The sequence below is a fragment of the Micromonospora sp. LH3U1 genome, from assembly GCF_028475105.1.
Taxonomy (GTDB): domain Bacteria; phylum Actinomycetota; class Actinomycetes; order Mycobacteriales; family Micromonosporaceae; genus Micromonospora.
This window is the reverse complement of record NZ_CP116936.1, coordinates 1,008,576-1,026,723: the sequence shown is the minus strand read 5'-3', so window position 1 is coordinate 1,026,723 and position 18,148 is coordinate 1,008,576. Positions and strand designations below refer to the sequence as shown.

The following is an 18,148-nucleotide window of genomic DNA, read 5'->3' as shown; positions in this document are numbered from 1 at the left end:
GGACGGATCTCCTAGTACGTCGGCTCGTTGGACAGCAGGGAACTGGCCTCCTCGTCGGACATCTCCTCCAGCTCAGCGAGCAGTTGGTCCTCGATGGCGAGGGCGGCAGCCTCCAGGGTCTGGCTGTCGAAGAGCACCCGGATGGGCACCTGCACGTCGAACGCCTTGCGCAGGTGCACCACCGCCCGCATCGCCAGCAGCGAGTCGCCGCCGAGGGCGAAGAAGTTGTCGTGCACACCGATCCGGTCGACCCGCAGGATGCTGGCCCAGACCTCGGCGACGGTCTCCTCCAGGACGGATCGCGGCGCCTCGTACGGCACGTCGTCCGTCTCGACCGCGTCGGCCAGATCAAGCAGTGGCCGCCGGTCGACCTTCCCGTTGGCGGTCAGGGGCAGCTCGTCGATCTCGTGGAACGCAGCCGGCACCATGTATCCGGGCAGCTTGCCCGCGAGGAACTCCCGCACATCCACTGGCATGCCACCCGGGACCTGCGGGACGACGAAGCCGACGAGACGCTTGGCGCCACGGGGCTCGCCGTGCGCCACCACCACCGCGCCCCGGACCTCCGGGTGCTGGGCGAGGGCGGCCTCGATCTCGCCGAGTTCGATGCGGTATCCCTGCACCTTGACCTGGAAGTCCTCACGGCCGAGGAATTCGATCTCCCCGCTCGGCAGGAACCGTCCGAGATCACCGGTGCGGTACAGGCGCTCCCCGGTCGCCGGGTCCACGACGAAGCTCGCCGCCGTCCTCGCCTCGTCCCGCAGGTAGCCCCTGGCCAGGCCGACGCCACCGATGTGCAGCTGCCCGGGCACCCCGGTCGGTCGGGGTCGCAGCGCATCGTCGAGGACGTGGAACGTCTGGTTCACCATGGGACGCCCGTACGGGATGCTCGTCCAGGTCGCCGGCACCTCCCCGACCGGATACAGGATCGACCAGATGGACGCCTCCGTCGCGCCGCCGAGGCTGACCACCTCGGGCCCGTCGAGCACCTGGCGGATCCGGTCCGGCAGGGCAACCGGGATCCAGTCACCGCTGAGCATGACCAGCCGCAGGCCGCCGGTGGCGTCCCGGACCGTGAGGTGCTCGACGAACAGCTCCATGAGAGCCGGCACCGAGTTCCAGATCGTCACGTTGGCCTTGGTGACCAGATCGAGCCAGGCAGCCGGATCGCGGTGTGCGGCCGCCTCCGGGATCACCACCGCGCCGCCGACGGCGAGCGGACCGAAGACGTCGTACACGGACAGGTCGAAGCTCAGCGACGACAGCGCCAGGACCCGGTCGTCCTCGCCCACCCGGAAGCGTTCGTTAATGTCGACGACGGTGTTGAGCGCACCCCGATGGTCGATCATCACGCCCTTGGGCAGGCCGGTCGACCCGGAGGTGAAGATGACGTAGGCCAGGTCCCGGGGCGTGGTGGCGATCGCGGGCAGCTCGCCCGCCGGGAGTGCCCGCAGGTCGTCCACTCGCAGAACCTCGAGGTCGCCGAACCGCTCCACGCCCGAGTCCGCCAGGTGCCCCTGCGTCAGCACCGCGCGCACCTGTCCGTGCGCCAGCAGGAAACGCACCCGCTCGTCGGGCAGATCGGGATCGATCGGCAGGTAGGCGGCACCGGCGGCGAGAACGCCGAGAACGGCGGCGCACTGCTCCCAGCCCTTGTCCATCACCACTGCGACGAGCTCGTCGGGGCGCACCCGCAGGCCGCCGAGGTGGGCGGCGATCGCCCGCGCGCGGTCCGCCAGCTCGCCGTAGGTGAGCGAACGGGTCGGCGTGATCACGGCCGGGCGTTCGGGCACCCGGGCGGCCGTGGCGAAGAACGGCTCATGCAGCAGGCCCGTCGGCAGCGGCCCGTCGGTGCGGTTGTACGCCGCATGGGCTGCCAACTCCGCGCTGGGCACGAGTGACGGCACCGGGTCGACCCAGTGCGCCTCGTCGGCCGCGAGCCAGCTGACCACCTTCAACGTCGCCGCGTGCATCGCGGCGACCATGCCGTCGGGGAAGAGGTCTTCGACGGCGTCGATGTCCAGCACCAGAGCGCCGTCGAGCTCGTACACCTGGGTGTCGATCCAGATCTGGGGCGTCTGGGAGATGCTGTAGACCACCTCGCCGATCTGTGGGTGCCCCCCGATGCCCTGGAACAGGCTGGTGAACACCACCGGCAGGACGGCGGCCGCGTCGCCGCGTACCCGCTTCAGCTCCCGCGCGACCCGCACTCCACTGAACAGGCCGTGGTCCAGGTCCGCGAGGAGTTGGTCCCGGATCGCCCGAGCGCGCGTCTCGAACGACGCCGCGCCGACCGCGTCGATCTCCAGCAGCGTCACCGACGTGAAGTCACCGAGGATCGCGTCGACCTGCGGGTGCAGCGGCAACCGGTGAGCCATGGGCAGATTGAGGCTGAACCGCCGGGTCTTCGACCAGGTGGCAACCACTTCGCCGTACGCGGCCAGCAGCAGCGCGGTCGGGGTGAGGCCGCGCCGGGAGGCGGCGGCCTTGACCGGACCCCACACCTCCGCCGGCACCTGCCCGGTGAGCCGGGCGAAGCGTGGCGCGGCGATGGTGTGCGGGTCGGCCGCCAGCGGCAGCTCCGGTGCGAGAGCCAACGTCGGCACCCGCTCCTGCCAGTACGCGGCGGCACGCTGGTACCGGTCGGTCGACTCAGCGGCCTGCGCGGCGAGCACGTAGTCGCGGAAACTCAACTCCAGCTCGGGCAGGGTCGCGTCCGGCTCGTTGTAGAGCAGGGTCAACTCGCGCATCACGATGCTCGACGCCCACGCGTCGGTGATCAGGCCGTCGATGCTGTAGTGCACCCGACCCTGGCCGTCGTCGAGCAGGGTGGCGCGCAGCTCGAACAGCGGCCACCGGTCCGGGACGAACACCTGGTGCGACATGTCGGCGCGGGTCCGTTCAAGAACCGCGGTCACCTCGGCATCCGGCCGACCCCGTACGTCCTCGGTGACGATCACGTAGTCCGGCACCTCCTCGAGGACCTGCTGCTCGCCGTGGGGCAGTACGACGGCGCGAAGCGCCCCGTGCCGCCGGATCAGCCGGCGCAGGGCCCGCTCCAACCGAGGCACGTCCAGCTCGGGGACGTCGAACTCCTCGTACCCGTGCATGCCGACATTGCCCAGCTCGAACACACCGGTGCGGCCGATCCAGTACGCCTGCTGCACATCGGTCAGCGGGAACGGCACATGCGCCGACGCCGGGTCCAGCACGACGGCCGGCAACGACTCCGGCCCGGCGTCGCCGGTCTCCGCTCGGGCCGCGCGGACTGCGGCGGCGAGGCCACGGACCGTCGGTTCGGCGACGAAGGCGCGCAGCGGGATGTCCGCCCCACACACCCTGCCGACCTGTGCGACGAGCTGCGCGGCGAGCAGGGAGTGCCCGCCCAGCTCGAAGAAGCCGGCGGTGAGTGCGACGTCCCGTTCGCCGAGCAGGTCGGCGAAGATCGCCGCCACCTCGCGCTCGGTCGAATCCGCGTACGCGGCGATGTCGCCGGATGTCTCGGTGGCGGTCTCCTCGGTCTCGTCGAGTGCGGTGACCACGAGGTGACAGGTGGAGGATGCGGCACCCACCACCCGGGCCACGGTCCGTTCGACCGCCGACAGGTCCCCGGCGGGCCACACGTAGGTCACCCACTCCGCGTCGGACTCCCGGCCACTCGCCGCCACCTGCGCGGCGATCCGGCCGGCGAGCGGTGTGTCCGGCGTACCGCCGAGGACGTGCACCTCGACGGCGGCGACTGGCCCCCGCGCGTCGACGCGGGCGGCCGCCAGCGCGGCCAGGGCCTCATCGACGGACGCGCGGCCGTCCACCGGGACCAGGACAGTCGCCGGATCGGCCGTGCCGTGCCCGTCGGCGCCGAGGTCGCTGACGGTCGCGCCGGCGGTGGTGAGGGCCCGACGGAACGCGGCACCCGCCACCGCGTCCCCGGCGAGCAGATAGAGCGCACCGGTGTGCCGGTCTGGTGGGGCGGCCGGGGCGGGCATGACGTGCGGCACGAAGCGGTGCCCGCCACGCAGGGCCACGACCGGCTCGGGATGCGCGCTACGGATCTCCCGCGCCACCGCGACGGCGAGGCGACGGGCGGCGGCCGACGTCGCGGCCGGGACCACGTCGAGCAGCGTCCGGGTGCCAGGCGCACCGCCAGCCGCCCAATCGACGAGCACTCCGCGCGGAGGCACCAGGTCCTCCGAGCCGGTCACGTCCAGTGCGCCGTCGGTGACGACGACGACCCGGGCGTACGTGTCGCCGCGCGCGGCGAGAGCTGCGCCCAGGGCCGCGAGCGCGGGCGACGGGTCGGCTGACCCGACCGCCAGCAGCACGCCTGCGATCCGCTCGTCCGGTGCCAGTGACGTGGTGAGCGAGCCGGTGGCCGTGTCGAGGTCGGCGGCGACCACGCGGGTGCCCGCCCCGCGCAGCTCGTCGACGACGCCGTCCGGGAGACCGGCTCCGAAGGCCAGCCAGGTGCCGGACACGGCGACCGCCGGGCCGGCGCTTCCGGCCCTGCGGTAGCCACGCACGGTGAGCCCGTCGACACCTGTACGGCCCGCCACGGTGTCGCGCGGAGGATCGATCCAGCAGCGCTCCCGCTCGAACGGGTAGGTGGGCAGGACGGTCCGCAGGGGCGTCACGTCGCCATGCAGCGCCTCCCAGTCGATCGGAGCACCCAGCCGCCACAGCGCCCCGACGGCGGCGAGCAACTCCGTTTCCGCGTCGGCGTCCCGACCGGCCGACGGCAGCGATGCGACGGCGCGGGCGGGCGGCCCTCCGGCGAGGCGGGTCAGCACCCGTCCCGGACCGACCTCCAGCAGCACGGCGTCCGAACGGCGCAGCGACTCCAGGCCGTCGGCGAAGCGGACGGTCGACCGCAGCTGCCGGGACCAGTACGAGGGGCTGGTCGCCATCTCGGCGGTGATCCAGGTGCCGGTCACGTTCGACACGAAGGGGATGTCCGGCGCCGACCGCCGCACCTGGGCGACCTCCGTCTCGAACGCCGCCGCGGCGGCGGCCATGGACCGGGAGTGGAACGCGTGCGAGGTGGCCAGCCGGGTCGCGGTCAACCCTCGCTCGCGGAGGCGGACCTCGAACGCGGCCACGTCCTCAGGCGCCCCGGAGACGGTGCACTGCCGGGGCCCGTTGACGGCCGCGAGATCCAACCCGTCGTCGAGGAGCGGCAGCAGATCGTCCTCGGACAGCGGCACCGCGAGCATCGCGCCCGGCTCCGCCGCCTGCATCAGCCGGCCACGCGCCGCGACCAGGCGCAGTGCGTCGGGCACCGTGAACACCCCCGCCAGGCAGGCGGCCACCAGTTCGCCGACGCTGTGCCCCAGCAGCGCCGCCGGACGCACGCCCCACTCCGCCCAGAGCTTCGCCAGCGCGTACTCGACGACGAACAGCGCCGGCTGCGCGTACCGGGTCTGGTGGAGCAACTCCGCGGTGGCCCGCTCGTCGTCGGCGGGGTACAGCAGGCGGCGGATGTCCTCGCCGATCAACGGCTCCAGCAGTTCGGCCGCCCGGTCCACCTCGGCGCGGAAGACCGGCTCGCCGGCGTACAGGGCCTGGCCCATGCCGCTGCGCTGCGCGCCCTGACCAGGAAAGGTGAACAGCACCGCACGGTCGGTGGCGGTCTCGGCCGCGCCTCGCGCGGCCGGCCGCTCCAACGCCTCGACAACCTTGGCGGGGCTGCCGCCGACCACCGCTCGGCGGTACGGCAGGGTCCGACGGCCTCGTTGCAGCGTGTACGCCACGTCGGTCAGCGGCAGGTCCGGGTGGGCACGCAGGTGCGCGGCGAGTCGGGCTGCGGCCGTGTCGAGAGCGGTGGGCGTAGCCGCCGACAGGGGCAGTACGTGGCGGTGCCGGCTCTCCTCGCGCGGTGCCGGGGTCGGGGCCTCCTCCAGTACGACGTGGGCGTTGGTTCCGCCGATGCCGAACGAGCTGACCCCGGCGCGCCGCACCTCGCCCGGCCACGGGGTGCGGGCTGCGACGACGTGGAAGGGGCTCCCGGCCAGACCCAGCTCGGGGTTGGGTGTGCGGAAGTGCAGCGACGGTGGGATCTCGCCCGCCTGCAACGCCAGCACCGTCTTGATCAGACCGACCACCCCGGCCGCGGTGTCGAGATGCCCGACGTTCGTCTTGACCGAGCCGAGCCCGATCCGGCCCGGCGGGACGTCGCGGAACACGCTCTTCAGCGCGGCCACCTCGATCGGGTCGCCGAGCGGGGTGCCGGTGCCGTGCGCCTCGACGTAGCCGATCGTGTCGGGGGCGACCCCGGCGACGGCGAGCGCTTCGGCGATGACGTCGGCCTGCCCGTCCACGCTCGGCGCGGTGAAGCCGACCTTGCGAGCGCCGTCGTTGTTCACCGCCGAACCTCGGATCACCCCATGGACGATGTCGCCATCCGCGACCGCGTCGGCGAGCCGCTTGAGGACGACGACCGCGGCGCCGCTGCCGGCCACCGCGCCGGTCGCCTCGGCGTCGAACGCTCGACAGTGGCCGTCGGCCGACAGGATACCGCCCTGGGCGTGCCGGTAACCGCGGCGGCGTGCGATGACGGTGGCGCCGCCGGCCAACGCGACATCGCACTCGCCGGCGAGCAGTGCCTGGGCGGCCATGTGCACGGCGACCAACGACGTGGAACAACCGGTCTGCACGCTGATGCTGGGGCCGTGCAGGTTCACCTTGTACGACACCCGGGTCGGCATGAAATCCTTGTCGTTGCCGATGGAGGTCTGGAACGCGCCGACCCGGGCCACCAGGTCCGCGTTGGGCAGCAGGTTGTGCAGCAGGTAGGAGCTTTCCCCCACCCCGGCGTAGACACCGGTCACCGGTTCCGTCGCGTCGAACGGGTGACCGGCGTGCTCCAACGCCTCCCAGACGCACTCCAGGAACAGCCGGTGCTGTGGGTCGAGCAGCTGCGCCTCGCGGGCCGAGAAACCGAAGAAACGGGCATCGAAGCCGGCTGGATCGTCGAGGACGCCGAGGGCGCGGACATAGTCCGGGTGGTTGAACTCCTCGGGCGGGACGCCGTCGGCGATCAGGTCGGCGTCGCCGAGGGTCGTGATGGATTCGACCCCGTCCCGCAGGTTGCCCCAGAAGTCGTCGAGGGTGGCGGCCCCGGGGACCCGGAGTGCCATTCCAACGACAGCGATGGCGTTGTCGGGCAACGGACGTACCTCGGTCATCATGCTTCCCCCATGTCTTGGTGCCCGCCCGGCCGACGTCGCGGCGTGCGCCCCCGTTGAATGGCTCTGCGTGTCTCGGCACGGTGGTGCCCGGCGGACAACGCCGGCGGCCGGTCCCCGGACGCCAGGTGCCGGGCGAGCGCCCGCACGGTGGAGTGGCGGAACAGCTCCACCACCGGCACCGTGCGGCCCAGTCGCTCGATCAGGTGCGTCTGCACCCGCATGACGAGCAGCGAGTGCCCCCCGATGTCGAAGAAGTTGTCGTCGACGCCGACGTGCTCGACCACCAGCACGTCCCGCCAGATCGCCGCCACCGCCCGCTCCAACTCGCTGCCGGGTATCCCGTTCCCGGCCGGGGCCGGGGCCGGAACCGGCGGCGGAGGAAGGGCGGCCCGGTCGACCTTGCCGCGCTCGCTTCGCGGCAGCCGGTCGAGCAGGACGATCGTCGCCGGCACCATGTAGCCGGGAAGCCGGTCGGCCAGGTGCGCACGGAGCAGCGCCACGTCCACGTCGGTCGGCGTCACGTAACCGACCAGGGTGGGTCGGCCCGGTACGTCCTCGCGCAGCATCGCCGCCGCCTCCCCAACCGGGGTGTGGGCGCCGAGCGCCGCCTCGATCTCACCCAACTCGATCCGGAAGCCGCGCAACTTGACCTGGTCGTCCTCGCGCCCGAGGAACTCGAGCACCCCGCCGACGCCGAGGCGTACCCGGTCCCGGGTGCCGTACATGCGGGTGCCGGGCAGGCCCCACGGGTCGGGGAGGAAGCTGGCGGCGGTGCGTGCGCGGTCCCCGACGTAGCCCTGCGCCACGCCGGGTCCGCCGAGCCACAGGTCCCCCGGAACGCCGCGCGGCACCGGCCGCAGCCCACGATCGAGGACGTACGCCCGCACGCCGGGTAGCGGCCGTCCCACGGGAACGCTGCCGGTGGCGGATTCCCGGTCGCCGGATGGTTCGTGAACGGTGGCGGTGATGGTGGTCTCCGTCGGGCCGTACGCGTTGAGCCACCGGACACCCGGAGCGGCAGCACGCCACTGGGCGAGCCGCCCCGCGTCGACCCGCTCGCTCCCGACCACCACGAGCCGCAACTGCGGGCAGGACGCGGGCGGGTGCCGGTCCAGCGCCGCGACCCACTCGTGCCAGTACGACGCCGGCAGGTTGAGCACGGTGAGTCGCTCCCGGCGGGCCAGAGCGGTCAGCTCGTCGAGACCGGGTACCGGGCCGGCCGGCGGCAGCACCACGGCACCGCCTCGGATCAGCGTCCCGAACAGTTCCTCTGCCGCCACGTCGAAGCCGAGCGCGGCGAACTGGAGCACCCGGTCGGCGGGAGTGAGCGCATAGTGCTCGGCGACCGCCTCCAGGGTGTGCACGAGATTGCCGTGACTGACGCACACGCCCTTGGGCTGGCCGGTGGTGCCCGAGGTGTAGAGCACGTACGCCGGTGCCGACGGGTGGACCGGTGCCACCACGGCGGGCGGGCCGGCAACGAGCGCGTCCTCGACCGCGACGAACGGCAGGACGGTGGTGGGCGGGCCGGTTTCGCGTGAGCCGAGCACCAGCACCGCCGACGAGTCGGCGAGGACGTGCGCCAACCGTTTCTGCGGGATCGCCGGGTCCAGCGGCACGTACGCGGCACCCGCGCGCAGGACGCCGAGCAGGGCGGCCGGCCAGTCGAGACTCCGGTCCAACAGGACGGCGACGGCGTCGCCGGGGCGTACCCCCGGGCGTTCAGGTGGGCGTGCACGGCGGCGGCACGGGTGGCCAGCTCGGCGTGGCTGAGCGACCGGTCGCCCTGGACGAGCGCGGGGTGATCCGGCCAGCGGGCTGCGGCGGCGGCGACCAGGCCGTGCAGCGTCGGGGCGGTCGGCTCGCCGCCCGACTCGCCGACTGGTGCGACCGGCTCGGGACCGGGCAGCAGGTCCAGGGTGGCCACCGGCGCGTTCGGGGTGGTGAGGGCCGACTCCAGCAGGGTCCGGTAGCTCTCCGCCAGCCGCTCAACGGTGTCCCGGTCGAACAGGTCGACGTCGTACTCGACGGTGCCGCGTAGCTCGCCCGCGGCGCTCGGCGTCTCGTCCCAGGCCACGGTGACGTCGAACTTCGCCACCTGACCGGGCGGCTCGGACACCGCGACCGACAGCCCGGGTATCGCGTCGGTCCGCTCCGGCAGGTTCTGCGCCGACAGCATGACCTGGAACAGCGGGGTACGGCTGGGGTCGCGTGGTGGCCGAACCGCCTCGACGACCTGCTCGAACGGCACATCCTGGTGCTCGTAGGCGCCGAGCACCGCAGCGCGGACGCGAGCGAGCAGCTCGACGAACGTGTCGGTGTCCTGCCACCGTGTCCGCAGGACGACGGTGTTGACGAAGAAGCCGACGAGGTCGTCGAACTCGGGACGGGTGCGCCCGGACACCGGGCTGCCGACGCTGACGTCGCGCACGTCCGCGTACCGGCCCAGCACCAGCTGGAACACGGCGAGGAGCACCATGAAGCGGGTGACGCCGTGCCGCCGTCCCACCTCGTCGAGGCGCTCGACCAGGGTGGCGGGCAGCCGTATCCCGAACGTCTCCCCCGCGTGCCGGGCGGTGGCCGGGCGAGGGCGGTCGGTCGGCAGGTCCAGCGCGGCCGGCGCGTCGGCGAGTTGGTCCACCCAGTACGCGAGCTGCGTCGTCCCAGCCTCTCCGGCCAGCAGCCCGCGCTGCCACATGGTGTAGTCCACATACTCGACGGTGAGCGGAGTCGGGGCGGGCGTGCCGACGGTCCGGGCGGCGTAGAACGCGCCGAGGTCGCGGATCAGCACACCGATCGACCAGCCGTCGCAGACCGCGTGGTGCATCGTCACCAGCAGCATCCAGCGCTGGTCGGTCAGCCGGACCAGGTGCCACCGTGCCAGCTGCCCGGCCGCGAGATCGAAGGGTTCCTCGGCGGCGCGTCGCATCAGCGCGTCCGCGTGGCTGTCCCGGTCGGCGCGGCCGCGCAGGTCATCCAGGGCGAGGACCACGGGCGGCTCGTCATCGACCACCTGCCGCGGCTCGCCGTCGTTCGTCACCAGCCGGGTCCGCAGCGCCGCGTGGCGCCGGACCAGCGCGCGCAGGCTGGCGTCGAGGGCGTCGACATCGAGCGGGCCGTCCAGGGTGAACACCAGCGGAACCGAATACACCGCCTGCCCGGGGTCGAGCCGGTCGAGGAACCACAGCCGCCGCTGCGCGTACGACAGCGGATGTGGCCCCTTGCCGGCGACCGGGACGGGCGGGCGGACGCCGCCCGGGCGGGCCTCGGCGACGCGGGCGGCGAGCGCGGCGACCGTGGGCGCCTCGAAGGCCGCACGGACGCCCAGGTCGACGCCCGCGTGGGCGGCAACTCGCGCCACCATCTGCGCGGCGAGCAGCGAGTGGCCGCCGAGGGCGAAGAAGTTGTCGGCAGCGGACAACACCGGCACGCCCAGCAGGTCCCGCCAGGTCTGTGCGACCAACTCCTCGACCGGCCCACTGGGCGGCACCCCGTCGGCCGCCCGGACGCCGTGGTGCGCGGCGGGTGCGGGCAGCGCGGGGCGGTCCACCTTGCCGTTCGGGGTGACCGGCAACATGGCCAGCGGCACGTACCAGGTCGGCACCATCGCCTCGGGCAGCCTGGCCGCGAGGTGGGCGCGCAGCTCCCCGGCCGGGACCGGGTCGCCGTCGGGCACGACGTAGCCGACGAGGCGACGCGCTTCGCCGTCGCCACGCACGTCGACGGCGGCGGCCCGGACACCCGGGCAGGTGGCGAGGACGCTGGCGATCTCGTCGGGTTCGATGCGGACGCCACGGATCTTGAGTTGTTGGTCGGCGCGGCCCAAATACTCCAGGTGGCCGTCCTCCCGCCAGCGCACCACGTCGCCAGTCCGGTAGAGACGCGCACCGGGATCGAAGGGGCTCGGCACGAACCGCTCGGCGGTCAGGTCGGGCCGGCCGAGATATCCGCGCGACAGGCCCGCGCCGCCGATGAGCAGCTCGCCCGGGACGCCGATGCCGGTCCGCCGGCCGTGGTCGTCGACGACGTACATGAGGGTCCCGCCGATCGGTCGGCCGATCGGGGTCCGGGCCGCGTCGCCGGGCAGGTCGGTCACGTCCCAGGTACTGGCGAACGTGGTGCACTCGGTCGGGCCGTACCCGTTGACCAGGCGCAACCCGGGCAGGGCCGCGCACACCGCCGCGACCCGGCGGGCATCCGCGGCCTCACCGCCGAAGAACAGGGCGCGCAACGGCGCGAACATCGTCGGATCGGCGTCCACGCACCGGTGGAACAGCGCGGTGGTGAGCATCAGCAGGGTGACGCCGTGCGCGGCAAGGCGGTCACGTAACCGGGAGGGCGTGAGGACGTCGTCATTGGCGATGCCCACCAACCGGGCACCGTTGAGCAGCGCCCCCCACACCTCGAAGCTGGCCGCGTCGAACGACACGTTGGCCGCCTGGGCGACCACGTCGGCAGGACCGACGGGGAAGTAGTCAGCGCCGTGGACCAGCCGGACGATCCCACCGTGGGTGGTCTCGACACCCTTCGGCCGCCCGGTGGACCCGGAGGTGTAGAGGACGCAGGCCCGCTGGGCGGCGTGCGCGTGCGGCCAGTCCGGGGCGGGCCGTCCGACCGGCAGCACCAGCCGGTCGACCCGCAGCACCGGCAGGTCGCCGACGAAGGCCACCTCACCATCGGCGATCAGCAGCCGTGCGCCGCTGTCGCGCACCATGAACTCCCGCCGCGCGTCGGGGTAGGCCGGGTCCAGTGGCAGGTACGCCGCCCCGCTGGCGAGCACCGCGAGCATCGCGACGACGAGCTGCGCCGACGATGCCATCGCCAGGCCGACCACGCTGCCCGGGGTGACCCCGTGGGCGGTCAGGACGGTCGCCAGGGCGTCGGCGCGGGCGCGCAGCTCGGCGTACGTGAGAGTGGTGCCGTCGTACTCGAGTGCGATCGCGTCCGGCGTCGCCGCGGCCTGGGCCAGGAACGCCGCCGGCACGCTCGGTGGACCAGCCGCGCCGCCGCCGGTGCCCCACCCCGCGATCAGCGCAAGCTCCTCAGCCGACGTGTGCGCGAGGGCAGAGACCGGCGCCTCCGGTGTGGCCAGGGCGTTGTCGAGCAACGTCAGGTAGTGGTCGGCGAACCGACGCACCGACGCGCGGTCGAACAGGTCCGGGTCGTAGGCGACCACGCCGGACAATCCGTCGGCCGTCGACTCGTCCCAGAGCACGGTCAGGTCAGACGGCACGTCGCCCGTGGCCGGAACCGCGCCCTGCGCCAGCACGACCGGGCAGAGCGCGGCACGACTCGGGTCACGGGGCAGCCCGAGCGCCTCGGCAACCCGGTCGAGCGGGACATCGGTGTGCGCCGACGCCTCTCGGGTCCCCGCAGCGACGCGGGCGAACAGCTCGGCGGCCGTCGGGTCATCGGCCCACCGGGTGCGCAGCGCCACCAGGGTGCCGTTCACGGGCGTACCGAGGGTCAGATCCCGTGTTCCGGCATGACGACCCAGCACCACCTGCCCCAGGGCGAGCAACGGCACGAGGGGCTGGACGCCGTACGCCTCGCTCACCGCGACGAGCCGCCGGGCGGTGTCCGGGCCGACCGTGAGCGGCACCCGTTCGGTGTGGTGGCGTCGACGGGCCGGGCGGACCCGGTCGGTGACCAGGTCCAGGACGGGCGTGTCGGCCAACCGGTCCCGCCAGTAGGCGAGCCCTCCCGCCTCCGGCACCGCCACCTGCGGTTCGGTCATTGCGCCGGCTCCTCGAGGCTCGTGTGGCCGGCGCGCTGGCCGATCGGGTTAGTCACGCCGGCCAGCACCTCTGCGCGGTCGTGTTCCGTCACCCGGACCAGCAGCCCGCCGTCCAGCGTCACCACCCGGTCGGCGCCGGCCAGGGTCTCCCGGCGGTGGGCGATCGTGAGCACGGTGGCGTCGGCGAGGTCTACCGCCAGCAGCCGCTGGATCCGGGCGTCGGTCTCAGCGTCGAGGTTCGACGTGGCCTCGTCGATGAGGACCAGTTTCGCGTCACGTAGCAGCGCCCGGGCCAGGCACAACAGCTGGCGCTCTCCGGCGCTGAGCTGTCCGCCGTCGGCGGACAGGGTCCCGTCGAGGCCACCCCCGCCCGCGCCGAGCAGCCGGTCGGCAAGGCCGACCTTGGTGAGAACGGCGGTGATCGCCGTATCGGGGTACGCACCGGTCGGGTCGATGTTGTTTCGCAGGGTGCCGGGCAACAGCACCGGATCCTGCGGTACGACCTCGACTGCGGCCCGCAGGTCCGCCAGCCGTAGCGTCGAGGTGTCCACCCCGTCGATGAGGACGCGCCCCTGCTCCGGCTGAACGAACCGCAGTAGCGCGGTGAACAGGCTGGATTTGCCGCTGCCGGTCCGGCCGACGATGCCGATCTTGCTGCCCGCGGGTGCGTCGAACGACACGCCGTTCAGTGCGGCTGGGGCGCCTTCGGCGTACCGCAGGGTGACGTCCTCGAAGCGGACGTCACCGGCCGTGGGCCAGCCGGGCGGGGCCGGTTGACCATCGGACCGTTCGACCGGCAGTCGGGTGTAGTCGTCGACGCGTTCGAAGCTCGCCAGCGACAGATCCATCATCTGCACGGTCATCAGGCTCATGGCCAGGGCCTCCATGAGCGCGTACACGAAGCTGACCCCGACACCGGCCAGACCGGCGCCGATCCCGCCGACCGCGACGATCAGCACGCCGTACGTCAGCAGGACGATCGCGCCGAGCATGTCCAGCTTCAGGTTGAAGTGCCGGGACAGCGCGTTGACCGTGTAGTCCGCGTGGTGCGCGATGCGGACCCGGCCGCTGAACGCGGCCTGGTAGCCGAGCACCCGCGTGTCCCGTCCCTCGATCGAGGTCACCCCGTCGACCGCCTCGCTGAGCAGCGCGAGCATCGGTTCGTTCGCCTGCTTCGACAGCCGGGACGCCTCTACCGTGCTGGCCCGGGTGAGCCGCTGCCAGCGGAGGTACACCACCAGAAGCAGCGGGGCGGCCACCAGCATCAGTGGGCTGGTGAAGGCGAGCGCCGCCAGTGGCACGACCAGGCCGACCCCGACCCGGAGGGTGTCCATGGTGGTCTCGGGCAACTCCAGGTCGATGGTCTCCATGTCTCCGGAGAACCGAGCCAGGACGCGGCCGGAGGAGTTGCGGTCGAAGAACGACAGCGGGGCCCGGAAGACCCGGTTCAGCATCGAGGCGTGCAGGTTCTGACCGGCCGACACGCCCCGGGCGAAGGCGAAGCTGAACAACCCGCGATCCAGCACGAGCGCCAGCAGGCCGATGGCGGCGAACACACCGGCGTAGTACGCCGTCTCCTGCCCGGCGTGCTCGGTCCAGTGGCCGAGCCAGAACGACGAGCCACCCAGGACGGCCTGCCCGCCGACGGCCAACCCGAGCAGGACGACGGCGAGGAAACCCGGCGTGAGCACCCGCAGGTAACGGCGATAGGTGGCGGTGCCAACTCGACCGGCCCGTACGGTCTCCTCCTCCGGCTCGGCGACGATCTCCTCGGCCACCTCGTCGAGCCCGGCGCCGTCGGGGTCGGACTGCGCGGTGACCTCGGCGGCGACGGCCGGCAGCAACTCCGGCATCTGGGCGGCGACGTCGGTGAAACGGCCTGCCGCGACCACCCGGCCGCCGTCGAGGACCACCACCCGGTCGGCCCGCCGGGCCACGTCGAGACGATGGGTGGCCACGATTCGGGTACGCCCGGCGAGCACCCCGTCGAACAACGACTCCAGGATGGTGCCGGCCACCGCGTCGTCGACCGCGCTGGTCGGGTCGTCGAAGAGGTAGACGTCAGCGTCCTCGTACGCGGCACGGGCCAGCGCGATGCGCTGCCGTTGCCCGCCGGAGAGGTTCACCCCGCGCTCCCCGATCGCCGTGGCGTCCCGGGCCGGCATTGCCGCCAGGTCCGCCTCCAGGGCGGTGGCGCGGACGACGGCCGCGTACCGGTCAGGGTTCTCCGGCGAGAAGCAGCGAATGTTGTCGATGACGCTGCCCTGCATGATCCAGGGCCGTTGCGGCAGGTAGACCACGCTGCCGCTGACCCGGGCGGTGCCGGTGACCGTGGGCATCGCCCCGGCCAGCGCGGCGAGCAGCGCGGACTTGCCGCTGCCGACTCGGCCCAGCACGCAGATCAGCTCACCGGGCGCGACCCGCAGGTCGACACCGGCCAGGACCGGCGGCGTGTCCGCGTCGGCCCCGGGCCAGGTGAACGACGCGCCGTCGAGGTCGACCGCCCCGGCCGACGCACCGTCGTCGGTCGACGCCTCGGCGACGTCCGGGGCCTCCAGGAACGTGGTCACCTTGCCGAACGCGACCCGCCACTCGTTGCGCATGTCCAGGTAGCGCACCAGCTCGGGAAGCTGGGACCGGAGGACGGTGAGTACGGCGATCGCCGCGAACACGTCCGCCGCCTTCAGTTCGTTGCCGAGCGCCGCGTACGTGACCAGGGTGGCCATCACCATGAGCACCGGCGCGGCGGCGTTGACCAGGTAGAGCGTGGCGAGACGCTTCTGCCGGCGGACCAACAGTTCGTTGAGCACCGCCCGCTCGCGGCCGACCGCCTGCTCGGCGACGTTCTCCCAGCCGTGGGTGCGCAGCGTACGCATGGCCGCCAGGTATTCGCTGACCAGCCCGATCCGGACGCCGTTCGCGTCGCGGATCGCCGGCACCAGCGCGAAGACCCGCTCGTTGGCCACGTGGGACAGCCAGAGCCCGGCGATGAGGATCACGATGCCCACGAGCGCCGCCCAGCCCAGCAGGACCCACAGGATCACGCAGGAGCCGGCGATGCCCAGCGGCACCGCCCACGCCATGTGCGTGAACGCGACCCGTCCGACGCGCCGGGCGTCGGAGGAGGCGAGGGTGATGACCTCGCCGGACGGGTGGGCCAACCGTGCGCCCCGGTCCATCCGCAGGTATTTCCGCAGGATCTCGGTACGCAGCAGCGCGGTGATCGAGTGCGCGGTCTTCCACACCTCGGACCACTGGTGCTTGTGACTCAACGCGTCCAACACGTAGAAACCGGCCAGGCCCGCGGCGATGAGAAGGCCCTCCACCATCGGGCCGCGGCCGTCGCCCTCGAACCAGGCGATCAGCTCACGCACCAACAGCGGCCCGATCGTCGCGCAGGCCTGATAGGCCAGGAAGATCAGGCCCGCCCACCAGAACCGCCGACGGTAGGTCTTGTACAGGGCGCGGCGCAGCCCGTCGGGGCGGCCACGCTGGGCGGCCCAGGCGCCGTCGAAGACCGGCGTCACCCGCTCCAGGTGGTCGTATCGGGGAGGCGTCAAGCTGTCAGACAAGTTCAGCGGCCGTCGCAGGGCCGTCTTCACCAGGACCGAGGGCCACTGGACGAAGAGCCGGGAAAGCACTCCCGCGTCCTGTTCGGCACTCGGGCGTACCGGCGTCTTGATGTTCGACACGTTGCGTCTACTCGTTTCCGGCGAGGGCGAGCGGAGCGAACCCGTAGGCCCGCTCCAGGGCAGTACGGACAGTGTTCGGCAGGTAACGACGCATGGCATCGAACTCGCGGGCGCGGCTGAACCGGCTGGCCTCTGCGAAGCGGGGCCGCTGCTCCAGCCAGTTCGCCACCGTCAGGGCGGCGAGGTCCGCGTACTGGCCGGCACTGACACCGACGCATCCGCCGGAGCGGTCCTCCAGCAGGAACGGCGGGCCGTCGAACGCGGCGTCGAAGAGAGCGCTGCGGGTGACGGTGCCGAACAGGTACGCCAGCATCTCCGCCTCCGCGCCGATCAGGTCCTGCACAGCCGGCCGCAACTCGTGCGGGATCGCGCCGGTCGGAAAGATCTCGGTGCCGTACACCGAGTGGAACAGCCCGGCGTCGCACAGCGCCTGCCGCGACCCCCACTCGGCCAGCAGGTCGTGCACGCCTCGCAGGTGGGTCAGCAGGTTGGCCTCCGAGTGGGCCAACTCGGCGACGCCGTGCGACTCCAGGAAGGCGATCTTCTGCGCGAACGCGTTCACGCCGCCTCCCGGCCGTACGAACCGGTCATCGCCACGAGCGTCTTGCGCGGCCCGGTGAAGCTGGACCGGCCGTGCGCCATGGCCATGTTGTCCACGATCAGCAGGTCACCCTGCTGCCACGGAAAGGCCAGGGACTCCGCGTCGAACGCGGCGCGGATGGCCGCGAGGTCGGCGTCGGTGATCGGGCTGCCGTCACCGAGGTACGCGTTGCGCGGCAGGTCCTCCTCCGCCAACAGCTCCAGCAGCGCCTCCCGGGTGGCCTCGGGCAGGTTGGAGACGTGGAACAGGTGGGCCTGGTTCATCCAGACCGTCTGCCCGGATACCGGGTGCACGGCGACGGCCTGGCAGGTCTCGGTGGTCCGCAGATCGCTGCCGTCGAGCCACTCGTAGGTGATGCCCCGCTCGCGGCAGAACTCCTGCACGGCCTCGCGGTCCATGCCGGGGAACGTCTCCTGCCAGGAGACGCCGAGGCCGGTGCGGTAATTGCGCACGTACCGCACGCCGTGCCGCTCGAACCGCTCGCGGACCTCGGCCGGGATCCGCTGCCAGACGCCGTGGCTGTCGGCAAGCGGGGTCTCCCCGCCGGTCTGGGCCGGGATGTGCGAGTAGAAGAAGAGCCTCCGTGGCCACACACTGGTGTAGGCCATCTCGTTGTGCAGCGGGATGATCTCGCTGGCCGGATACTCGGTGGAGGTGTAGACGTCGCCGACCTTGCTGCGCGGCGTCGAGCGGTAGGTGTACTCGGCCATTTCCTCGCCGAAAACGCGGACGAACGCGGAGAAGGCCGGCGCGTCCGGAGCGTCGAACCCGCGCAGCAGGACCGCCCCGTGGCTGTCCAGCCGCTCATTGATCACGTCAAGGTGCTCTGCCGCCCAGGCGGCGGGCGAGATCCCGGGCGAGGTGGCCTCGATGCAGGCCACCCGGTTGCGCTCGGGAAACAGGCAGCTCTCTTTCACATGGTCCATGTCGGAAG

Annotated in this window: 5 protein-coding genes and 1 pseudogene; all 6 read right to left on the bottom strand. The window is 72.6% G+C overall.

The window, feature by feature from the left end:
- Positions 1-11 precede the first annotated feature (11 nt).
- Positions 12-7,181 carry a non-ribosomal peptide synthetase/type I polyketide synthase gene (locus PCA76_RS04760; protein WP_272615557.1) on the bottom strand — a complete coding sequence of 2,390 codons (7,170 nt, stop codon included), beginning with the start codon at positions 7,179-7,181 and terminating at the stop codon, positions 12-14.
- Positions 7,181-8,866, bottom strand: coding sequence for a non-ribosomal peptide synthetase (locus tag PCA76_RS04755; RefSeq protein WP_272615555.1), 1,686 nt, complete (start codon positions 8,864-8,866; stop codon positions 7,181-7,183). The genes PCA76_RS04760 and PCA76_RS04755 overlap by 1 nt, the downstream gene beginning before the upstream one ends.
- Positions 8,867-9,099: 233 nt before the next feature.
- Positions 9,100-12,921, bottom strand: a pseudogene (locus tag PCA76_RS04750) (amino acid adenylation domain-containing protein); the annotation flags it as partial.
- On the bottom strand, positions 12,918-16,481 hold the full coding sequence (locus PCA76_RS04745) for an ATP-binding cassette domain-containing protein (protein ID WP_272615553.1): 3,564 nt from the start codon (positions 16,479-16,481) through the stop codon (positions 12,918-12,920). The gene PCA76_RS04745 and the pseudogene PCA76_RS04750, both read right to left, overlap by 4 nt.
- 139 nt (positions 16,482-16,620) lie before the next feature.
- Positions 16,621-17,175, bottom strand: coding sequence for a DUF6817 domain-containing protein (locus PCA76_RS04740; RefSeq protein WP_272615551.1), 555 nt, complete (start codon positions 17,173-17,175; stop codon positions 16,621-16,623).
- Entirely contained in the window at positions 17,172-18,140 is a 969-nt protein-coding gene (locus PCA76_RS04735) for a TauD/TfdA family dioxygenase (RefSeq protein ID WP_272615550.1), read from the bottom strand. Before PCA76_RS04735 ends, PCA76_RS04740 begins: the two co-directional genes overlap by 4 nt.
- Positions 18,141-18,148: the final 8 nt, after the last annotated feature.